Source organism: Pseudomonas sp. R2-7-07 (genome assembly GCF_003852355.1).
Lineage (GTDB): Bacteria > Pseudomonadota > Gammaproteobacteria > Pseudomonadales > Pseudomonadaceae > Aquipseudomonas.
In genome coordinates this window covers 2,955,480-2,975,448 of record NZ_CP027759.1, presented here as the reverse complement: position 1 = coordinate 2,975,448, position 19,969 = coordinate 2,955,480, and the positions used below count along the sequence as shown (strand labels likewise).

Genomic DNA, 19,969 nt, shown 5'->3' with positions numbered 1-19,969 from the left:
ATTACGGCCCGCAGATGACAAAACGGCGCTAAAGATAAAGTGTAATCAACAGCTTAGTCGATAAACCCCGGATTGTTCTGAAGTGATGCCTATAAGGTTAAGCGCAAAAATGTTCAACGAATATGAAAGGCTGATGAAAAACTCGTTTATTTGACAGGTAGACAGCCAGGGTTCAGCTATGTGGCCAAGGTGTTAAACCTTGTGAATGTTCAGCCGAATAGGAACGGGCTGACACGTATTTGGTTCAGGTGATCGGCGCCCGTGATGGCTGCACTGCCTGTATTCAACAATCTTCTCTGCATTGCCCTTCAAGTGCCGGTAAAGTAAGCCATCTCTTGCCAGGGTACTCGGATGAATAGCGTGCAGCTTTTACGCGGCCAGTTGCGGCCGGTGTTGATCGGATTGTTAGTGTGCGTCGCCTGTGTCACCACAGTGCGGGCCGATGAGGGCGTGGCCCTGGCGAGCATTGACCAGGTGCCGGAAGGCGTCGAAGTACGTGGCAAGCAGGTCGCTGCCTATACCTGGGACGACCGCCAGGGCAAGAACCTGCTGGTGCTGGCCGAACAGGTCAGCGAGCGGGACGACGATGGCACCCAGTCGGCCTTTGCCTACGCGGCCCAGTACCTGCTGACCGGCGAGCATCCCAAGCGCGTGTGGATGCTTTACGACGATGTGCGCCAGTGCGAATTCGACGCCGGGCTGCACTTCGACACGGCAGCCACCCGAGTCACCGACCTTATGGGCGATGGCACGACCCAGGCGACTGTGGGCTACTCGCGCACCTGTACCAGCGACGTGAGCCCCAATGAATTCAAGCTGATCATGCACGCCGGCAAGTCCGAGAAGTATCGCCTGCGCGGCGTCGACCGTTACGGCGCAGCCTGGTGGGACGAAGACGCCGGCGCCCTGCGCGGCATGCCGTTGCCGACCGATTGCAGCGTTGCCGCGCAGCAGGCGCTGGTCAGCCAGTACAAAGAGCAGGGCACCGAGCTACCGCTGCCCGGCTGCTACGGCGACGAGAAGGATTTTGCCAAGGCGCCGGACAGCTACCTGGCGTTCATGCGTCAGCACTGGTTTGCGCTGATGAAAAAACAGGATGCCGACTGGAGCCAGTCCCAGACCCAACCCCAGCAGCCCACGGAAGAGGATGACGTGGCGCCGTGATTTGATGGCAGTGCCCGGATTGCGCTAGACTCGGCCCTCGCCAATTCAATAAATATCGCGATTAATCAATAGATTGCTCGTGATATTTAATCCAAAGGCTGATCTACCTTGACTGAGTCCATCCGCAACCCGCTGACCCTCTACCTCACCCGCCTGGCGCCCTCCAGCCAGCTGACCATGCGCTACGTGCTGCAGGACGCCGCCGACCGCCTGGGCTTTGAAGACGCCAACCTTGAAGAAATCGACTGGCACCTGCTGCAGCCCGAACAGGTGATCGCCCTGGTCGCCGCGTTGCGCGAGGACGGCTATGCGCCGAACACCTCGTCGCTGTATGTGAATGCCGTTCGCGGGGTGATGAACGAAGCGTGGCGGATGAGTCTGATCAGCCAAGAGCACTTGTTGAAGATGCGTTCGGTCAAGGCCGCGTCCGGTACGCGCCTGGGGCAGGGGCGTAACCTGCGCCGCACGTTGATCCGCGAAATGATGGAGGTCTGCGCCGCCGACCCGCGCCCGCAAGGCCTGCGCGATGCCGCCGTGATCGGCATCCTGTACGGCTCGGGCATGCGCAAGTCGGAGTCGGTCAACCTTGATCTGGCGCAGGTCGATTTTGAGCAGCGCAGCTTGCGCGTGATCGGCAAGGGCAATAAAGAGCTGATCAAATACGCGCCGGACTGGGCCTTCGCCAAGCTGCAGGCCTGGCTGGAGTTTCGTCGCGGACAACTCAAGGAAGGCGAACAGGACGACCCGTTCCTGTTCAACCGAATCCGTCGCGGCAGCCATATCACCCGGGAACGCATCACTAAACACGCGATTTACTACATCGCTCGCCAGCGCGGGGACCAGGTGGGCGTGAAGATCATGCCCCATGATTTTCGCCGCTCGTTCATTACCCGGGTGATCGAGGAGCATGACCTGTCGATCGCGCAGAAGCTGGCCCATCACACCAACATCCAGACCACCGCCAGCTATGACGTGCGTGACGACAATGAGCGGCGGCGCGCGGTGGATCGCTTCGATTTGTAAGGCTCAAGCACTCGCCAGGTGCGGCGGCAAGCGGCGCAGCGTCCATATCACCGTGAGCAGGGCGGCGGCGGCGCACAGCGCGATGCCCACCAACATTGGCGCGGGCGTATGGTCGGCGAACAGCCCCACCAGTGTCATCGACACAGCGGCGGTGACCATCTGAATCGCGCCCAGCAACGCCGACGCCGACCCTGCCACCGCACCGTGATCCTCCAGCGACAACACCCCTGCGGCCGGCAACAACAGGCCGAGAAAACCGAAGCCGACAAACAGCAGGGTCATCATCAACGCCAGGCTATCGCCCCACAGCGTGGTGACCGCCAGCAGCGCCATCACGGCCGCCACGGCAATTACCGACCAGCGAATCAGCGGCGCCAGGCCAAAGCGCGCGCTCAGGCGGGCTGTCAGCTGGCTCATGGCGAAAAACGAGGCGGCGTTGACGGCAAAGCACAGGCTGAACTGGGTGGGCGTCAGGCCGAAATACTGGATATACACGAACGGCGCACTGCCGATAAACACGAAGAACGTGGCCAGGCCAAAGCCACTGACCACTGCCAGGCCGATAAACACCGGATCGCGCAGCAGCGCGCCGTAGCTGCGGATCGCACCGCCCAGGGTTTTGCCCAGGCGCCGCTCGGCCGGGTGGGTTTCGGGCAGTTGTACAACGGTCATCACCAGGCACAGCACGGCCACCACCGCCAGCACGGCGAACACCTCGCGCCAGCTCCAGAGTGAAATCACCACACTGCCGGCCAGAGGCGCAAGGATCGGCGACACACTCATCACCAGCATCAGCAACGCCATCAAGCGCGCGGCTTGATGGCCGGTATAGAGGTCGCGCACGATCGCCCGTGGGATGACCATGCCGGCGCACGCGCCAAACGCTTGCAGGGCGCGAAACCCGATCAGCACTTCAATGGTCGGCGCCAATGCGCAACCGACGCTGGCCACGGCAAAAATCACCAGGCCGGCGTAGATCGGCGGCTTGCGCCCATACACATCGCTGAGCGGCCCATAGAACAGCTGGCAGACGCCGATGATCATGAAAAATACCGTGAGGCTCATCTGCACGGCGGCGGGCGACGCCTGCAGGCTGGCACCCAGGGTGGGGAGGGCGGGGAGGTAGCTGTCGATGGCGAACGGGCCGATGGCGGTGATCAACCCCAGCAGCAGGGCGAGGTGGGCGATACGTTGAGGCATGGGTGTCCCGGGGCAAGCAAAAGACGCCCAGCTTAAGGTATCCGCGCAGATCCGCAAACTTGAGCTTCACTAACAGCCAGTGATGCCGATAACGCTAGTAACGACGCATCGGCGCTTGGGTGAGGGATATCCGCATGACGATCAAATTACGCTTGACGCTGTTGATTGCGACCGGGTTGCTGACCGCCCTGGTCATGAGCCTGGCCGGTTACCTTGGAAACCGACAGATGAGCGCTGCCGTGCAGGAAAACGAGGTCAGCATGACCGTTTTGCGCAACCACATGGAAGCCGACATGATGCATGACGCGCTGCGCGCCGATGTGTTGTCCGCCATGCTGGTGGGCCTGGGCAAAAGCACCACCACCGCCGCAGAGGTCAATAGTTCGCTCAAGGAGCACGCCGAGAACTTTCGCAAGGTACTGGGGGACAACCTCAAGTTGCCGTTGGAAGCCACGCTCAAAACCAACCTCGACAACATCAAGCCCAGCCTGGACACCTACATCGGCGCCGCCGAGCGTATCGTCGCGCTGGCCTTGGGCAACCCCGAAGGCGCTCGCGGGGAGCTTGAAACTTTCAATAAAGCCTTCAGCCAGCTCGAAGATCAAATGGGCGCCTTCAGTGAGTTGATCGAAAGCCATACCGAACGCACCGGCGAGGCTACCCAACGCACCATCCATAACGCCAATCTGATCCTGGGCGCGGTACTGATCGCCAGCCTGTTGCTGCTGCTGGCCCAGGGACGCTGGGTAATCCTCAGCATCATGGGGCCTCTGCAGGCTGCCAGCCGCATCGCCGCGAGTATCGCCAGCGGCAACTTGAGCGAACCGATTGTCGAGCCCAGCCGCAAGGACGAAGCCAGTTCATTGATTCGTAGCCTCGCCACCATGCAGCGCGACCTGCGCGGCATGATCGACGTGGTGCGCAGCAATGCCCACGGCGTCAATGGCGTGAGCGAACGACTGAGCCAGGGCTGCCATGAAGTCGCCGGCAGCAGCCAGCAACAAAGCGCCGCCGCCAGCACCATGGCCGCCGCCGCCAGCGAAATGACCGCCAGCATCGAAGAAATCACCCGCCACGCCGGGCGCGCGCTGGACATGGCCAACCAGGCCGAAGCCCTGGCCAAGGACGGCGGCCGGGTGATTCACCAAGTGGTCAGCGACATGGACGGCATTGCCCGTTCCGCCCAGCAATCGGCTCTGGTCATTCGCACCCTGGACAAGGAATCCGAGGCCATCTACAGCATCATCCAAGTGATCAAGGGCATTGCCGACCAAACCAACCTGCTGGCCCTCAACGCCGCCATCGAAGCCGCTCGCGCCGGTGAACAAGGGCGCGGTTTTGCCGTTGTTGCCGACGAAGTACGCAGCCTGGCCGGCCGCACCAGCGCCTCCACCCAGGAAATCGCCAGCATGGTCGGGCGTATCCAGCAAAGCACCCGGGAAGCGGTGACCAGCATGGAGGAGGGCGTCGCCCAGGTGGACAAAGGCATGGCCGTGACCGCCGATGTGGAGCGCGCCATTCGCGAGATTCTGCAGGCCACCTTGAGCACCACGGAGTTGGTCAACGACATCTCCCGGACCATCGGCGAGCAGAGCCTGGCCAGCAATGAAATCGCCCACCAGGTGGAGATGATCGCCGGTATGTCGCAAAACAATAGCCGCGTCATCGGTGAGACAGCCGCGACCACCGATGAGCTGGCCGGCCTGGCCGGGAAATTGTCGCAGTCGGTGGATCGGTTCAGCGTGTAGACCTGTTGATTAACGGCCGGCCTCTGAGGCCGGTTTTTTTTGTCCGGAGAAAGGGGAACCGGGTAAGACCATCCGGCAAAATTGATCCGACCCCACAAAAAAAGATTGAATATTCACACCTAATGTTATTTAAATAACAAAACAAGAGCGGCACGCTTTGCCTCGTCGTGCCGTAACAAGGTGGAATAGCAATGAGCAAGATCGCAGTCATCGGCAGCAATATGGTTGATCTGATTACCTACATCGACCGCATGCCGGCCCAGGGCGAGACCCTCGAAGCGCCGGGTTTTGCCCTCGGTTGCGGCGGCAAGGGGGCCAACCAGGCCGTCGCGGCCGCCAAGTTGGGGGCTGATGTCCTGATGCTGAGCAAGGTCGGCGACGACATGTTTGCCGACAACACCGTGGCCAACTTCCAACGCTTTGGCATCGACACCCGTTACGTGCAGCGCGTGCCGGGTGTTTCCAGCGGCGTCGCGCCGATCTTCGTGCGAACTGACTCGCACAACAGCATATTGATCGTCAAAGGAGCCAATGCGCATCTGTCGCCGGCGGACATCGATGCCGCTGCAGCGGACCTGCGTGAATGCACGCTGATCGTGCTGCAATTGGAAATCAACCTGGAGACGGTCTACCACGCCATCGAATTCGCTCACCGACACGCTATCGCGGTGCTGCTCAACCCGGCACCGGCGTTGACCGGGTTAAGCGCCGAGCATTTGGCGCAGCTGGACTTCCTGATCCCCAACGAATCGGAACTGGCGCTGATCACCGGCCACGTCGTGAACTCGCCGGCCTCGGCCCAGGCCGCCGCGCGCAGCCTGGTCACCAGCGGCATTCGCCACGTAATCGTCACCCTTGGCGAGCACGGTGCGTTGTACGTGGGCGAAGAGGGCGAATTCCATGTGCCCGGCGTACAGGTGGTGGCCCGTGATACCACGGGGGCCGGCGATGCCTTTATCGGATGCTTCATTCACCACTGGAACCGCGACGGCCATATCCGTCAGGCCATTGAACAGGCGGTAGCGTATTCCGCGTGCTCGGTCATGGCGCTGGGTACGCAAACGTCTTATCCCGACCACGAAACGTTCACGCGTTTCCAGCAACAGCGGTAACACCCCACCCAGCCCGGAGAACAATAATGAACAAACCTGCGCTGCAACCGACTCCCGATGGCTTCTACCTGAACCGCACGCCCTGGTTCGCCTTTATCCTGCTGTGCAGCATCTTTGCGCTGTGGGCGGCGGCGGCGAGCATGAACGACGTGCTCATCGCCCATTTCAAGAAAGCGTTTCTGCTCAGTGATTTCCAGACCGCCTTTGTGCAGTCGGCGTTTTATCTGGGCTACTTTTTCGTGGCGATCCCGGCCGCGATGGTGGTGCGTCGCTTCAGCTACAAGAGCACGATTCTGATCGGCCTCCTGCTGTATATGTTCGGCTGCCTATTGTTTTTTCCGGCGGCGTCCACGGCCAAGTACGGCATGTTCCTGTTGGCGCTGTTTGTGATAGCCGCCGGGCTGTCGTTCCTTGAAACCGCGTGCAACACCTATTCGACACTGATGGGGCCACGGGAAACCGGGACCCGACGCTTGAACATTTCGCAAACCTTCCACCCATTCGGCGCAATGGCCGGGGTGTACGTAGGCAGCTTTGTGATGTTCAAGGACACGGACGCCACCACGGAACAACTGACGCAGATGAGCGCTTCCGAGGCGGCGGTTGCGCAGTTGCAAATGATCCAGTCCACGCTCTTGCCCTACAAGTGGATGATTGCCGTGCTGGTGCTGATCTTTATCCTGATCGCCATTACGCGATTTCCCGCCTGCAAGGGCAATAAGCCCGCTGGCAGCAAGCCCGGCAGTCTGCGTCAGAGCCTGGGCCGCCTGTGGCGCAACCCACGCTTTACCTTTGGCGTATTGGCGCAGTTTCTTTACGTGGGCGCCCAGGTCGGCGTGTGGAGTTTCACCATTCGCCTGGCCATGCAAATGGGCGGTATGAACGAGCGCAGCGCCTCCTGGTTTTTGCTGACCACCTTTGCCGCGTATTTTGTCGGCAAGCTGATCGCCAACCTGTTGATGCGGCGGCTGCACCCCGCCAAGGTCCTGGCGATCTACGGGGTGCTGTGTATCGTGCTGCTGGCCTATACCATTCTGGTGCCGAACATTTCGGCGGTGTATGCAGCAGTCGGCGTGAGCATTTTCCTCGGCCCCTGCTGGCCGACCATCTACGGCCTGACCATCGATGGCCTGGGTGAAGACACCGGTGTCGGTGGCTCTTTGCTGGTGATGAGCATCGTAGGCGGCGGGGTGATCCCGATCTTCCAGGGCCTGCTGTCCGACGCCAGCGGCGGCAACATGCAGCTGGCTTACAGCGTGCCGTTACTGTGCTTTATCGTGATCGTGATGTATGCGCTCAAGTGCATGCGCCAACCCGGCACCTTACCGGCGGGCGCCACCGGGGCGGTGGCCTCATGAATACACGTATCCCACTGTACCGAGCGGTGTTTGGCGAGCAGGAAAAGATCCTCCTGCAATCCCCTGCATTCAAGGTCAGTGCCTGGACCTATGCGTCGGGTGTGTTGGCCCTGAGCCTGGAGAACAGCCGTGGCAAGCTGGTGGTACTGCCTTATCAAGGACAGATGGTCTGGTCAGCCGAGTTCGACGGTTGCAACCTGACCATGAACAACCTGTTCGAGCAACCTCGGCCCAGCACCACGGTCATCGACACCTATGGCTGCTTCATGTTTCACAGTGGCCTGCTGCGCAATGGTTGCCCGACGCCGGACGACACGCACGCCTTGCACGGCGAAATGCCCTGCGCGCCCCTGGACACGGCCTGGCTGGAAGTGGGCGAGGGCTTTTTGCGCCTGGGCGGCTCGTATCAGTACGCCAAGGGGTTCGGCGATCGTTACCTGGCTTGCCCCAGCGTCACATTGCGCGCCGATTCGGCCTTGTTCGATATCGATATGGACGTGACGAACCTGGCCAGAAAGCCCATGGACCTGATGTACATGGCCCACATGAACTACGCGTTTGTGACCGGTGCGCGGTTTGTCGAACCGTTGGGCGTGCAACGCCTGCGCCTGCGTACCAGCGTGCCGGACCACGTCAAGCCGACGCCAGCCTGGAGCGCCTACATGGCCCGACTGGCCGAGCACCCGACTCAGTTGGCCTGCCTTGAACAGCCGTCACTGTACGACCCCGAGATCGTGTTTTTCTTTGATGGTGTTGCCACTGACGCCGCGGGCCAGGCGCATTTTCTACTCGATCATCCCGATGGCGCGGCGTTTTACACCCGTTACCGTCCCGAACAGTTCGAGCACGCCGCGCGTTGGATCCTGTACACGCCGGATCAGCAAGTGGCGGCGTTCGTTCTGCCGTCCACCTGTGAACCCGAGGGCTATAACGCCGAGAAAGCCAAAGGTCACGTGCGTGTGCTGGCGGCTGGAGCCAGCGCTTCGTTCAGTGTCACCACCGGTTACTTGAGTGCGCAGGAGCGGCGGAAGCTGTTGGGTTAGACCAGCAATTGCGTGCCGTTGGCCTGGATGACTTCCTTGTAGCCACGGGGGATTTTCTTGTCGCTGACCACGTAATGAAAGTCTTCCAGGGCGGCGAAGTGAGCGGTGCGCACCGTGTCGAACTTGCTGAAATCGGCGAGCAGCACGCGCTGCTGGGCCTGGCGTATGACCTTTTGCTTGACCTCGACTTCGTTGAAGTTGAAGCACGTCACGCCGAATTCCTGGCTGACGCCGGCGGCGGTCACAAAGGCCCATGTCAGGCGCACGCTGTCGAGGATGCTGCTTTCGGCGCGGCTTTCAAAAACCTGGTTCTTGCGGTGAAAGGTGCCACCGCACAACACGATGTGGCAATTGGGCTTGTTCTGCAGTTTGAGCAGCACGTTCAGCGAACTGCACACCGCCGTGAACTCCAGCGCATCGGGAATGAAATCAACCACAAAAGGCGAGGTGGTGCCGCAGTCAAAAAATACCGTGTCACCGGCCTGGATCAACTGGGCAGCGAGCTTTCCGATGCGGCGTTTTTCCTCAACGTGACGCGTGTCCTGCTCCGCCACGCGATAATCGCCGGCCTCGTTGCCGACTCGCGTGATGTAGCCGCCCAGCAGGCGCAAATGATCGCTGAAGTGGTTGAGATCGCGGCGCAGGGTCATTTCGGAAACCTCCAGCAGCGCGGCCATTTCCTTCAAGTGAATGGCATTCTGGTCCTGCAAGGCTTGTTGAATGAGCTTCAGTCGCTCGGCTTTTCTACTGTCCACGAGTATTCCAGGGGTTGATTGTTGTTGTTAAATAAGTAACATTAAATGTTATTATTGTAACTATTTTATATGCGCACCGTGACACGCGCGCCACGATCATTGGCAACATACAGGCAAGGGCTCGTTAAATGAACAATCTTCCACCCGCAGCATTGGCCAAGTACATCGATCACACCCTGCTGGCTCCCGACGCCTCCCGTGAACAGATCCGAACCTTGTGCGAAGAGGCCCGCGAACACGGCTTTTACTCCGTGTGCCTGAACTCGGGTCAAGTACCTTACGCCGCGTCATGCCTGACCGATAAAAGCGTAGTGATTTGTGCTGTTGTGGGCTTTCCATTGGGGGCCGGTCTGAGTGACACCAAGGCTTTCGAAGCCCAACGGGCAATTGCCGCCGGGGCAGGGGAGATCGATATGGTGCTCAATATCGGATGGTTGAAAGACGGGCTGCTGGACGCCGTGCGCGAAGACATCGCCCTGGTCCACGAGGCCTGCGGCGCCGTGCCGTTGAAGGTCATACTGGAAACCTGTCTGCTCGACGACAAGCAGAAGGTCCAGGCCTGCGAAATCTGCCGCGACTTGGGTGTGGCGTTCGTCAAGACCTCCACCGGCTTCAGCCGAAGCGGCGCGACAGTCGAAGATGTGGCACTGATGCGCCAGACCGTGGGCGCAGGGGTTGGTGTAAAGGCGTCCGGCGGTGTGCGCGATTATCCGACGGCTTTAAAGATGATTGAAGCCGGGGCGACACGTTTGGGCAGTAGTTCAGGAATTGCGATCGTGGGCGGAGCGATGACGGCGGCGGGTGGTTATTGAAGATTTTTTTGCTGATTAGTGATCGGTAGATATAACTATACTAAATAGTCATTTAGTTGAGTTATACGATATATCTATATAAACGGGCAGGGCAACAGGTCGATTTCAGCCGAAAACAGCCAGCCAGATCGTATGCCCGCCACATTCCGGATCTTCTGTTATTTGCTCAACGACGCTGAAACCGTGGGCATTGAGCAGCGCAATATATTCACCATGGTCCAGGCTGGCATGATAAAGCGTTTCGCCCTCAAAGCTGCCCAGCGCAATGCCATGTGCCGTGCCACTGGTAAACATCAGTGCGGCACCAGGCTGGGCATGGGCCTGGAAAATCGGGAACATTCGACGCTGATCATCAGGCGTCAGGTGAAAGAAACTGTCCCACGCCAGAATGCCAGCGTAACGCCGATTCAACGCCAACTGGCGCATGTCGGCCACATGCCAAGCGTGCTGCGGGAAACGTTGCCGACACAAGGTGATCATGGCCGTGGAAGAATCAACGCCACATACAGCGTGACCCGCGTTGATCAAATAAGCTGCCATGGGTTCGGCGCAGCCACAGCCGACATCGAGGACATCACCAGCCGCAACCGGCATGGCCTGACGAAAACGATCCAGCCAGGATTGTTCAACGAGGCGCCGTGAGCGAATTCGATCTCATGTTTGAGCGTGACGTTCGTAGAGATCGATGATCTGACGGGCTGCTTCATGCATGGGGGAAATCCTGAGGGGATGTGGTCAAGAGACGTGGCTGAGGTTTGAAATGTACCTGGGAGACGGCCTGTGTGGAATACCAATGGGTTCGCATAATGTATATTATGTTAAACGACAGGCCATGTCATAAATGTTCATGAGCTGCCTAAGTGACTGATTCGACGAATTCGTTTTGACGCCTACTCTCTCAACGGGCTATGTCCATAGTGTTCATGACGAATCCTTGAATGAGGTGGCTGCCGATGAGACTGATTCAGTGCCGTTTCTCTTCAGGTCAACGACTACCGCTGCTTGTACAAGCTGGTGATGCGACTCCGTTGCCCATACTCACTCCGTTCATCTACGTCCAACTCAAACTCAGGCACCGCGCTTACAATACGGCTGCGGCGCACCTGCGCGCGATCCAGGCTTTCTACGCCTATGCCAAAAGCCGAGATCGGGATATCGATGAGGCCATTTTGGCCTGCCACTTTGAGGCGATTCTGGCTTTGCTGGATGGTTACGCTATTTGGCTCCAAAGTGGCCGTCATGCCGATAATCTGATTGCCCGAATCGGCAAACCGGGCACTGTACTTTTTCAGCAGATCAGTTCACGAACACGTGACCAGTACCTGCGCCTGCTGAAGAAATACCTATCTTGGTGCGTCACCCGTTACATCCCGCGCGCCCGTCAGAATTCAGCCGCACAGGCTGACATCAACGTGGTATTTGCCGATGTTGCTGACGTCATTGAGCGGCGCTTTGAGGGCCACATCATCAATGCTCGTCCCGACCGCACTCGTTACCGCAGCCTGACAGATACGCAACTACAGATCGTTCGCACACTGATTCGCTCTGGCGCTGCGGAGAATCCGTTCCCGGAACGTTTGCAGCTGCATAACTGGCTAATGATTGAATTGCTCTTGGAGACCGGCATCCGTCGTGGAGAGCTTCTGAAGCTCTACACCACGGATATCAATAAAGGTTCTCAGCACGCCTATGTCAGCATCAATGATCGCGAACATGATCCCCGCGACCCGCGCGTTGAAGAGCCTGCGCTCAAAACACATGGGCGGACCGTAGGCATCTCCGCACAGTTGTATGAGGTCTACGAGCGCTATATCCAGCGCGACCGGCGCCCTCTGCGTGACGGTAAACCGATGAAATTGCTGTATCGCTATTTGTTCATCTCGGATCGTGGCCGCCCGCTGTCGATCCGCGCGTTGTCTAACGTTCTTGATCGGCTGTTTCTGACCATTGAGCTGGCTCATCCAGGATTGTTGCCTACACTTTCTGCGCATGACTTTCGCCACACCTTTGCAGACCACTTTTTGGCTTACCTGGTCGAAAAGCGTGGGCATGACCTCGAGCGGGCCACGGACGAACTACGGCGAGTCTGCGGTTGGTCTGAGACCTCGACTATGCCACGCCGTTACGCAGGTCGTTATCTAGCCGAGTCGGCCAACCTCCACAATGCTCAGCGCACCTCGGCAGCCTGGAGCCGACTTGACAGTTAAGGAGGTTCGCCGTGACCAAGTCAGCCGATCAAGAACACGCGTCACCGCCCTCCTCTTTGCCAGCTTACGTGTTCAGGGGGCCCGCTCACGTTGCGATTCGGACTCGCACTAATGACCAGCCAAAGTATGTCGATACTCAACTGAAGGTGTGGACCTGGTACGACGGTGGAATTGCACTGAAAATTGATTGGAGTGCGATCCAGTTGAATTCAGAGCTAATCGAAATAGGCAAAGGCTTTATGGCTTATGCGCTTGAGAAATATGCACCTCGAACTGCGGTAATGTTCGCGGATACCCTTCGTTTTTTACCTGATACAAATCTCGCGGCCGGACTTCCTTGGGCCACACATCAACTAATCACTGCTCTCGAAGAGATAAAAAAACGAGGGCAGTACTTGTAGGATTTCGAAGGTTTTATCGTTGGGCAATGGATAGAGGAATCAATGGCTTCGATCCAGCCACATATTTAAAAATCAAGGAGGTAAAGTCAGATCGGGTTGACCCGTATGCTCGAATTTTTCTCTCGCAGTCTGGCTTAGAACTTGATGAAGAAATTCGATTGCTCAAACGCATTGAGCGAGAACTTAAATGTGACTCTTGGGTGGATGTTCAGTTTAATATAGTGCTTCACTTGGGTTTCGAGATCGCACCTCGATCGATTCAATTTCATTCGCTTGATATTGCTGATTTTGAGTTTATTGAGAGCACTGATCACGAAAAGTACTACACCCTGTGGTTACCCATGGCCAAAAAAGTCGGCCAGCGCAGACCTGAGCGGCGCCCCCGCAAAATAACCACCCGCCTGGGTGAGAAAATCTCACGGCACGTTTCAGAAATTCAACGCCGTTTTGGTAGCGACTGTGAACCATTATTTGTCAATCCTTGTGGAAGGCGTCTCTCGGTTATTGAGGTCGGTTCAGGCCTCAAACACGAGCTGCGTGAAGCTGGGATAGATAGGCCGAATCAGGTAACCATGTTGTTGCGTCATCACCTGGGGCAAGGTTTGGCGGATCAGGGGACTCCGGCAGACAGGATTGCCGAACTGCTCGGACACAACAGCACGGTTGCAGCGCGTGCTTACGTAACGGCCACCCCAAACATTGCCCGGATCAAAGAGAAAGCTCTGGGTAAGAGCCCGGCCTATCAGCGCATCATGCGCAGCTTATTAACTGGGAAAATCGTCAAACGCCGCGATACGGCTCCTGAAGCAGCCGTCCGCGGCGTCATTGATACGCAGTACATAGGCGATATTGGTGCCTGCGCCTTACCCGTCCATACCCACTGTCCCTACAACCCTATATACGCGTGCTACACCTGCAAGAAGTTCCACCCCTTTGCTGACGGCCGCCATGAGCAGGTAAAGGATGCGCTCCAGCGGGAGGCCCAACGGTTCATTGATATGGCAGAACAAGCCGGTGATCTCAGTCACAATCGGCCCCTCGCCCAGCATCAGAAAACCATCCTGGCAGTAAGCACTACGATCGAACGCTGCCGGCAGCACACGGAGGGTGCCGCAGATGACGCTGTCTAGGGCAAGGCAGAGCCTCGAAGGCTTTATTAAACAGGAAAAAGTGATTTTTCAGTCTTTATCGATTCCAACCCCTTGGGAGTCAGCGCTATGGTCGGTCCAGCATTGGTTACCGCAGCGCTTAAAGCAGCAGACTATAACCTTTGAAACTCAACGACAATCACTTGAAGAGAATGGCTATTCTGTTCCTCCTAAAGCTGCCCTTCCCTCGGATTTCCAGGATTTTTGCAAGGCATTAATCGTATATCTACAACGCACCCGAAGCCTGAAGTTTTCGATGGTCGCCGCCTACAATATTGCGGTACGCCGACTTTACAATCCGTTGTTTGAACGACGTGTATCCGACCCTACACAGTTGACGCGGGGCGATTTTGACCGTGTCGTAGAATTTCTCAAAGGGAGTGGCTACAAGAACCTTTACGACGCGATATCTCATCTTCAGGTAATTGCGGATACGATCGATAAACTACAATTAACCGACACCGCCATCCACTTTACACATGATGCAAAACCAGAAAAAAGCCGCCACGAGTTCATCTCATTGCACGATCCTGATCGTGCGGTAAAACAGCGTAAGTCTGATGAGAGATTACCTTCTCGTGAGGCGATGGAGGCATATGCCATATGTTCGAACAACCCACTCAGTGACGGCGAAGAAATTTTGCTGCGAGTGATCGACTTATTGATAGCGACTGGGCAACGAGGTAACGAAGTAGCAGTAATACCTTATGATTGTTGGGTCGAAAGGCCGATCAAAGGGACGACAGGAGAAGTAGTTGTCGATGCCCATGGCAAGCCTCTCGTCGAATGCGGAATTAGGTACTTCGCGGAAAAGCAATTTCAATCCCGTGTTCATTGGCTGGCTGAAAGCGACATTCCTCTAGCCAGGCGCGCAGTAGAGCGATTAAAAACGCTAACCAATGAACAACGAGAAATTGCCGCCTGGCAAGAACTCCACCCAGGACGTATTTGGAGCTACCCCCCTCAGTCAGTGATATCCGATGCAAAGGTCTTGGACTGGCTAGGTTTTAGCGAAGCAAGAAGCGCAAGCAGAAATCTATACCTTTTCCTCACACGTAACGGTGTCCATCCGTTTGACGATGAACCAGATGAAAAGCGAGGAAGGTCGTTAAGGCGACGCTACGTCGCCGGGGAGATTGAGCGACTGATCGTCCCGAGCCTCCGTGGGCACGCGGCATTGACAGAAAATGTTGGGGGACGGGTTCGTATCGTACTTAGAACCAGCGAAACGCTTGCCATCGCTTTCGACGGCCAATTTCGTTTCGGTGGACGTGAGGCAAATGTGTTTCGTGCTGTCCCGCGTCGGGTCACCCTCGAGGATATCAATCACGCATTAGGTGACGATGAAAAATATACGTCAATTTTTTCGCGTCGTTCATTAACCGAATCCGATGGAACTCCGATTAGGCTAACAAGCCACCAACCTAGACACTGGCGGAACACAATTTACCACTTGACCGGTATGAGCGATGTTCAGCAAGCGTTGGCTCTGGGTCGAAAACGCCTCGACCAGAATGTTTATTACCAACACACGAGCATTGAAGAAAACATCGCTGCCCATCATGAGTTCCTGGCGTTCAATAGCTATCACGAACGCATCGAATTTCTCCATACAGGCATAAGAGATAAGCGTATTCATGGCGCTTTGACCGACAGTTACCATGCTTTGCTATCAGATAAAGGTACAACAACTGCGGAAGCATTCCTCACCGTACACGCCACGGCGCTGCATGTGACCCCTTTCGGAGGTTGTATCCACGATTTCTCCCAGGCCCCCTGCCCTAAGCATCTTCAGTGCTGGAATGGCTGCTCGCATCTACATCTGATGGGCACTCCATCGGAACGGGTCAACCTTGAAAAACAAGCCAAGAATCTGACGAAGGCAATATCCATCATGCGCGACGCAGGCACCGGAGAGGCAGGCAGCGATGTATGGCTAGCAGACCAGGAAAACAAGCTCAACAATTTAAAATCTGTCCTTGCACGTGATACCAATGGAGGTGTGCAACGCGTGTTTCCAAACGGGCATCCAATCACGGTTATGGACTCGGACAAACGACACAGTTCGGTATCAGATGACTAGGGGCAACTATGGCACGACGACAGACATTGAGGGGGGGCATTCTTGACGAAGCAATAGATGCTCTCCTCGCCCAGATGATTAGCTCAGGAGTGGAGCTCGCTCCCATTTCCCGACCGGAGGTGCAGCGCCGCCTGGGCCTGACAAGCCGAGCTACGCTGGGAGGTGACCGTGGAGACAGAATTGAGGCCGCCCGTATTGTTCAAATGAGGGAAAGCGGGAGAGATCCGGATGGTGCCCGCCGGCGCAGAAGTCTCGAAGAGCGTATTGCAAGTCTTCAAGCGGAGAACGCTGCGTTGGCAATACAGCGAGACAAGCTTTTCGATGCTCTGTCAGTAATAGCACACAACTGCCTTATTAACGGTTTGGACGTAGAGTCAGTAATGGCGCCGTTGAGAAACACCCAATAAATCAGCTTAGTAGTCTTCGTATCGACTACAGATTGCGGCATGGTAATCTGCCCACAGTGCTAGACAGGACTGCGTCAGCTCTGACGACTACACATTACGGTACACGTAACTAACTACTTAGTCCCACACGCAAAGCGTTGACATGCGCGCCAACCGCTCGTAGAGTTTGGCTGGTAGCCCTTGAGGCACTTGAGCTTTATCTCCCCTAGAGGGATCTGCAAAGCCCGGTAACGACCGGGCTTTTGCCTTGCATGCGAACGCTAAGCTTCATTCGCTGCGATGATGTGTTTTGCTCGTTCAAAAAGCTCATCGTAAGTCACTATCTCGGGTTGGATGGTATTTCGACGAAATAATTCGAAGCTCCTGAGATGCTCCCGATTAACCCCGTGCTCGCCAACAAACTGCTCTAGGGAACCAACCACCACAAATGCTCTCGGGGAATAGTTGAAGACCTCTTCAGCGGTGGGGTATCCATTGTCGTCAGTAAGCCGCACTGATTCCTTCAGAGTTTCTGCTGCGAGGGCCACAGTTCCCTGCACTTGAGCGACCGCGCCTGCAAGCTCATCCGAGGGGGCCCAGCAACCTTCACGATAACTCTTGTTTTTTAACAGGCGTGTCTTGTGAGTTTTGATTTCGACAAAACAGAGGCTAGACGCCCAAGCCTTTGTTTTCAGAAGCGCATCCACTCTCTTCCCTGGCTGAGCGACATCATTACCTCTGACCGCTTGCTCTAGCTTCTTCCCATCGAGGCCGGACGCATATATGTAGCTAAGGCCATAGCCGAATATCCAAGGATTTTTTTCAAAGAATTTTTGCCATAGGGCTTCCGGTGTACAGCCTTTCCTTGATTGTAATTTTTGGAAGTAGTCTTCATCCTCTAATAGGGACTTGAAGACTTCAAGCTGCTTTTTTCGGTATCCGATTGCGACTACGTCCTGCTTTGTTAGTGAGTTTTTCACGACCTCAGCAATTAAATCTTCGTTTTCCGTTACTAGTTGTTTTGCTTGGAGAGACGTTAGAGCGATTCGTCTCAGCTCTGAGTCGGAAATATTGATTTGGCTCCCGCCTTCAAATGTTACCGCATGGATATTGGCAAGAAACTCACAAAACCTACCAATCTCCTCTCCGACAAACGAGAAACCACTGCCGTACGGCTGCCCGCTTTCCGAACTGAATTTTTGAACAGTCAGAACCTGAATCCTTCGAGTGTCCTCGAGAAACTTTGCCGATATATAGGTCGCCGCTTCCGGTTTGTGCCGGAGCACAGTTTCGTCACGCTCGCGACCGTACTCATAGCCGTCTACCGACGGCAACACTTTGGACGCGATACGGATAAGCCGCGATTTATCACCAAAGGAGGGAAGCGCGGGGCTGATATATGTTTTTCCTGGCTTTGGATTCTGATAGTTATCCATGATCGAAACTCCTCCTGACCTACGCTTGATCGTAAGCCGATCAGACCCTGTCAACAAGTGGACGCTTATCCTCTATACCGTATGCCGGGTAAAGCACACCCTAGACCTGAGCGCTAATGCACGCAACTAAGGTCGGCTGTTGATTGCGCCTGATTCTCTACCTTCAGATGTTTACAACTAATCGATCTGACAGTTGTCCAGTCGCCAATCGCCGCCGATATAGCGACAGCAGCATGGTGGATATGGGAGCGGTTTCGCAGTAGCGTGATGAGGCATTCAGAATCGTTATCTCACGGCCATCACATTTCATGCCTGCGCCAAGTGTGATGTGAGAGCCCTAGTTCAACTTTTTGCGCTTGGCCTTCTTTTTAGCCTTACGCTGGGCGCTTGCCTGAGCTCTCCTGTCGGCTCTATTTCCCGAGAAGCCCGTGTCAGCACCAAACTGGCCAGGATCTCGCGGGTATTCGAAGGCGTGAAATGCGTGAGGGACCATCGAGTACTCCTGCAGAATGCCAAGTTCATCGCACTGTTCACGCAGGATGTGAAGCTCTTCGACAGTGGCTGGCTCTGGGAACGCCATGTATAACACATCCTGCGAAGAGGCCTTGGATGAAAATGGTTCGGACGCAAGCCCGACCGCTTCAATCATATCGGGATATTTAAGTCTAAGACCGTGGCAATACGTGGCGAGGAACTCAGCACGATCTTCCCTGTAGACTTGGTAATCAACCGCCTGATCGCGGGGTACCACAGTGAATACATAATAGCGCCCGTCTACCGTCGGGCTCGGCATGATGCGGGTCGACTGAGTTCCCGAGGGCACAGGCCGTCGTAGTACATCGTGAAGCGAGTCCCCTAGCACACGTCGCGCGAAACGGGTCTCCATAGCGAGAGCCCTGACCAACTGCTCTTTCTCATCGTTCGTGTAGTTCTCGCCATTGATCGCAACGGCCTCATCAGAGCGGATAAATTTGGACTGGAACTCGATGATCTCGTCCCAGAAGTAACTGAGACGGTTGGCTTCGTTACGGGCGCGCCGTTGCCCGCTCGAATCGAATTTTTCCCAATCACCCTCTGCGAGCATGATCATGTTTGATTCGGGAAAATCACGAGGCAGGACATGTCTTCCACCGTCCATGCTGGTCTGGTAGAGCGTAATGAGCTCTTCCTCTCCCGCAACGCTCACATACTCCGCACTGCTGATGAAGCGTTCTTTCTCAGAAAAATAGCCAACCAGATCGGGTACTGTGTCCAGCTCCGAAAGGAGTACGTCCAGGGTCAATTCATCCAGCACATGGACGAAGCGATCTTTCCCCGCCGGCCATCCCACAGTGAAAGGCGTTTCCAGGTGCTGCTTCTTGTCAGTCAGCGTAGAGTCGATCATCAGACTACCGCTGCTTTTCCCACCCCAGTGGGACAACGCCGCCTCGAAGGATCCCCGTGTCACGGCAATACGATGGAAGACAGCCTTATCCATATCAGGCAGACGGTATGGAAAAGGCACAGTGCATTGCTTGTCCAGGTACAGCCGATCAGGATGCTCCCGGATGAATTTTTCAGCGCCGATCAGCTGCGCCACTGATCCGTGAATTGCCCGTTTGTACCACCGACCCCATGAGACCAAGGGGTTTGAGTGCGCGGGATATTCGCAATGTTTGTCGGAGAAAATCAGGATGTGATCGCCGAATACGACGAACAGATCGCAGAGCTCCTTGCCATCACCTGACGCAGACTTTTTCCCTTCATCGGTGTGGACGTTTCCATAGCACCAGAGGCTGAGAAAAGCCTTGCGCGCTAGCTTGCTAAGATAGCGCTCGGACTCGGTTTTGGGCTCAACCTCAATCGCAGCTTCCCACGGTGTTTTTACGGACATTATAGGGCTCCGGGTGTAGAGAGGTGAGCATAGCGCTTGGTTTGCTCTTGTACCCAATGGTTCAAGTCGCTCCTGTAGTCGTCAACTCATCCGGACACTGCGTTAAGTTTTTCCTCGGCCACTGCGGTTGCGGTTTCTTTTACAGGGGCCAATAGTTGACGGAGCAGATGTTGCTGGCCTTCCAGTCAGTCATTTGCGTGATTCCGAAACCCTGGCTCTA

General features: G+C 56.2%; 16 protein-coding genes and 1 pseudogene. 12 read left to right on the top strand and 5 right to left on the bottom strand.

From position 1 onward, the window contains the following. The first annotated feature begins 351 nt into the window (after positions 1–351). Positions 352–1,164: a M949_RS01915 family surface polysaccharide biosynthesis protein gene (locus C4J86_RS13465; RefSeq protein ID WP_124370755.1), complete on the top strand. Its 813-nt coding sequence runs from the start codon at positions 352–354 to the stop codon at positions 1,162–1,164. A 108-nt stretch (positions 1,165–1,272) separates the two neighbouring features. Continuing rightward, complete coding sequence (gene xerC, locus C4J86_RS13460) at positions 1,273–2,187, top strand: tyrosine recombinase XerC (protein WP_124370754.1); 915 nt, start codon at positions 1,273–1,275, stop codon at positions 2,185–2,187. Positions 2,188–2,190: 3 nt separating this feature from the next. Here the strand turns inward: xerC and C4J86_RS13455 are convergent, their stop codons facing one another. Next, the gene (locus tag C4J86_RS13455; RefSeq protein WP_124370753.1) at positions 2,191–3,387 is read right to left on the bottom strand and encodes a multidrug effflux MFS transporter; all 1,197 of its coding nucleotides are present in this window, start codon (positions 3,385–3,387) and stop codon (positions 2,191–2,193) included. Between the two features lie 134 nt (positions 3,388–3,521). Here C4J86_RS13455 and C4J86_RS27410 point away from each other — a divergent pair. The 5 genes and pseudogenes from C4J86_RS27410 to C4J86_RS13435 form a co-directional block, all read left to right on the top strand. Then, a pseudogene (locus tag C4J86_RS27410) lies at positions 3,522–4,277 on the top strand (HAMP domain-containing protein); the annotation flags it as partial. Beyond that, entirely contained in the window at positions 4,272–5,135 is an 864-nt protein-coding gene (locus C4J86_RS27405; RefSeq protein ID WP_372238019.1) for a methyl-accepting chemotaxis protein, read from the top strand. The pseudogene C4J86_RS27410 and the gene C4J86_RS27405, both read left to right, overlap by 6 nt. Before the next feature lie 191 nt (positions 5,136–5,326). Continuing rightward, positions 5,327–6,247: a ribokinase gene (gene rbsK, locus C4J86_RS13445; RefSeq protein ID WP_124370751.1), complete on the top strand. Its 921-nt coding sequence runs from the start codon at positions 5,327–5,329 to the stop codon at positions 6,245–6,247. 26 nt (positions 6,248–6,273) lie between these two features. Beyond that, positions 6,274–7,605: an L-fucose:H+ symporter permease gene (gene fucP, locus C4J86_RS13440; protein ID WP_124370750.1), complete on the top strand. Its 1,332-nt coding sequence runs from the start codon at positions 6,274–6,276 to the stop codon at positions 7,603–7,605. After that, on the top strand, positions 7,602–8,648 hold the full coding sequence (locus C4J86_RS13435; RefSeq protein ID WP_124370749.1) for an aldose 1-epimerase family protein: 1,047 nt from the start codon (positions 7,602–7,604) through the stop codon (positions 8,646–8,648). Before fucP ends, C4J86_RS13435 begins: the two co-directional genes overlap by 4 nt. Here C4J86_RS13435 and deoR read toward each other — a convergent pair. Continuing rightward, positions 8,645–9,403 (bottom strand): DNA-binding transcriptional repressor DeoR, encoded by a 759-nt coding sequence (deoR, locus tag C4J86_RS13430; RefSeq protein WP_124362918.1) that lies wholly within the window; start codon positions 9,401–9,403, stop codon positions 8,645–8,647. The genes C4J86_RS13435 and deoR overlap by 4 nt on opposite strands. A gap of 128 nt (positions 9,404–9,531) precedes the next feature. Between deoR and deoC the strand changes: the two genes are divergently transcribed. After that, positions 9,532–10,215 carry a deoxyribose-phosphate aldolase gene (gene deoC, locus C4J86_RS13425; protein ID WP_124367085.1) on the top strand — a complete coding sequence of 228 codons (684 nt, stop codon included), beginning with the start codon at positions 9,532–9,534 and terminating at the stop codon, positions 10,213–10,215. A 105-nt stretch (positions 10,216–10,320) separates the two neighbouring features. Here deoC and C4J86_RS13420 read toward each other — a convergent pair whose 3' ends face one another. Continuing rightward, positions 10,321–10,809: a trans-aconitate 2-methyltransferase gene (locus C4J86_RS13420; RefSeq protein WP_372239239.1), complete on the bottom strand. Its 489-nt coding sequence runs from the start codon at positions 10,807–10,809 to the stop codon at positions 10,321–10,323. A gap of 359 nt (positions 10,810–11,168) precedes the next feature. On the opposite strand from C4J86_RS13420, the gene C4J86_RS13415 reads away from it, so the two are divergent. The 4 genes from C4J86_RS13415 to C4J86_RS13405 are packed head-to-tail and all read left to right on the top strand — an operon-like array spanning position 11,169 to position 16,054. After that, the gene (locus tag C4J86_RS13415; RefSeq protein ID WP_124370748.1) at positions 11,169–12,422 is read left to right on the top strand and encodes a site-specific integrase; all 1,254 of its coding nucleotides are present in this window, start codon (positions 11,169–11,171) and stop codon (positions 12,420–12,422) included. Positions 12,423–12,433: 11 nt separating this feature from the next. Further along, entirely contained in the window at positions 12,434–12,823 is a 390-nt protein-coding gene (locus tag C4J86_RS27060; protein WP_164487775.1) for a hypothetical protein, read from the top strand. Between the two features lie 26 nt (positions 12,824–12,849). Further along, positions 12,850–13,953: a tyrosine-type recombinase/integrase gene (locus C4J86_RS26915; RefSeq protein ID WP_256681700.1), complete on the top strand. Its 1,104-nt coding sequence runs from the start codon at positions 12,850–12,852 to the stop codon at positions 13,951–13,953. After that, the gene (locus tag C4J86_RS13405; RefSeq protein WP_124370747.1) at positions 13,940–16,054 is read left to right on the top strand and encodes a hypothetical protein; all 2,115 of its coding nucleotides are present in this window, start codon (positions 13,940–13,942) and stop codon (positions 16,052–16,054) included. Before C4J86_RS26915 ends, C4J86_RS13405 begins: the two co-directional genes overlap by 14 nt. 667 nt (positions 16,055–16,721) lie before the next feature. On the opposite strand, the gene C4J86_RS13395 is transcribed toward C4J86_RS13405, so the two are convergent. Continuing rightward, positions 16,722–17,876 (bottom strand): Shedu immune nuclease family protein, encoded by a 1,155-nt coding sequence (locus tag C4J86_RS13395; RefSeq protein WP_124370745.1) that lies wholly within the window; start codon positions 17,874–17,876, stop codon positions 16,722–16,724. Between the two features lie 337 nt (positions 17,877–18,213). After that, entirely contained in the window at positions 18,214–19,749 is a 1,536-nt protein-coding gene (locus C4J86_RS13390) for a hypothetical protein (protein WP_124370744.1), read from the bottom strand. Positions 19,750–19,969 lie beyond the last annotated feature (220 nt).

Bases quoted from the DNA above. Each gene is read 5' to 3' on its own strand.
- C4J86_RS13420 (WP_372239239.1), bottom strand. From the start codon at position 10,809: ATGCCGGTTGCGGCTGGTGATGTCCTCGATGTCGGCTGTGGCTGCGCC.
- C4J86_RS13455 (WP_124370753.1), bottom strand. From the start codon at position 3,387: ATGCCTCAACGTATCGCCCACCTCGCCCTGCTGCTGGGGTTGATCACC.
- fucP (WP_124370750.1), top strand. From the start codon at position 6,274: ATGAACAAACCTGCGCTGCAACCGACTCCCGATGGCTTCTACCTGAAC.
- C4J86_RS13415 (WP_124370748.1), top strand. From the start codon at position 11,169: ATGAGACTGATTCAGTGCCGTTTCTCTTCAGGTCAACGACTACCGCTG.
- deoC (WP_124367085.1), top strand. From the start codon at position 9,532: ATGAACAATCTTCCACCCGCAGCATTGGCCAAGTACATCGATCACACC.
- C4J86_RS13390 (WP_124370744.1), bottom strand. From the start codon at position 19,749: ATGTCCGTAAAAACACCGTGGGAAGCTGCGATTGAGGTTGAGCCCAAA.
- C4J86_RS13435 (WP_124370749.1), top strand. From the start codon at position 7,602: ATGAATACACGTATCCCACTGTACCGAGCGGTGTTTGGCGAGCAGGAA.
- C4J86_RS13405 (WP_124370747.1), top strand. From the start codon at position 13,940: ATGACGCTGTCTAGGGCAAGGCAGAGCCTCGAAGGCTTTATTAAACAG.
- C4J86_RS27405 (WP_372238019.1), top strand. From the start codon at position 4,272: ATGCAGCGCGACCTGCGCGGCATGATCGACGTGGTGCGCAGCAATGCC.
- rbsK (WP_124370751.1), top strand. From the start codon at position 5,327: ATGAGCAAGATCGCAGTCATCGGCAGCAATATGGTTGATCTGATTACC.
- C4J86_RS26915 (WP_256681700.1), top strand. From the start codon at position 12,850: ATGGATAGAGGAATCAATGGCTTCGATCCAGCCACATATTTAAAAATC.
- C4J86_RS13465 (WP_124370755.1), top strand. From the start codon at position 352: ATGAATAGCGTGCAGCTTTTACGCGGCCAGTTGCGGCCGGTGTTGATC.
- C4J86_RS13395 (WP_124370745.1), bottom strand. From the start codon at position 17,876: ATGGATAACTATCAGAATCCAAAGCCAGGAAAAACATATATCAGCCCC.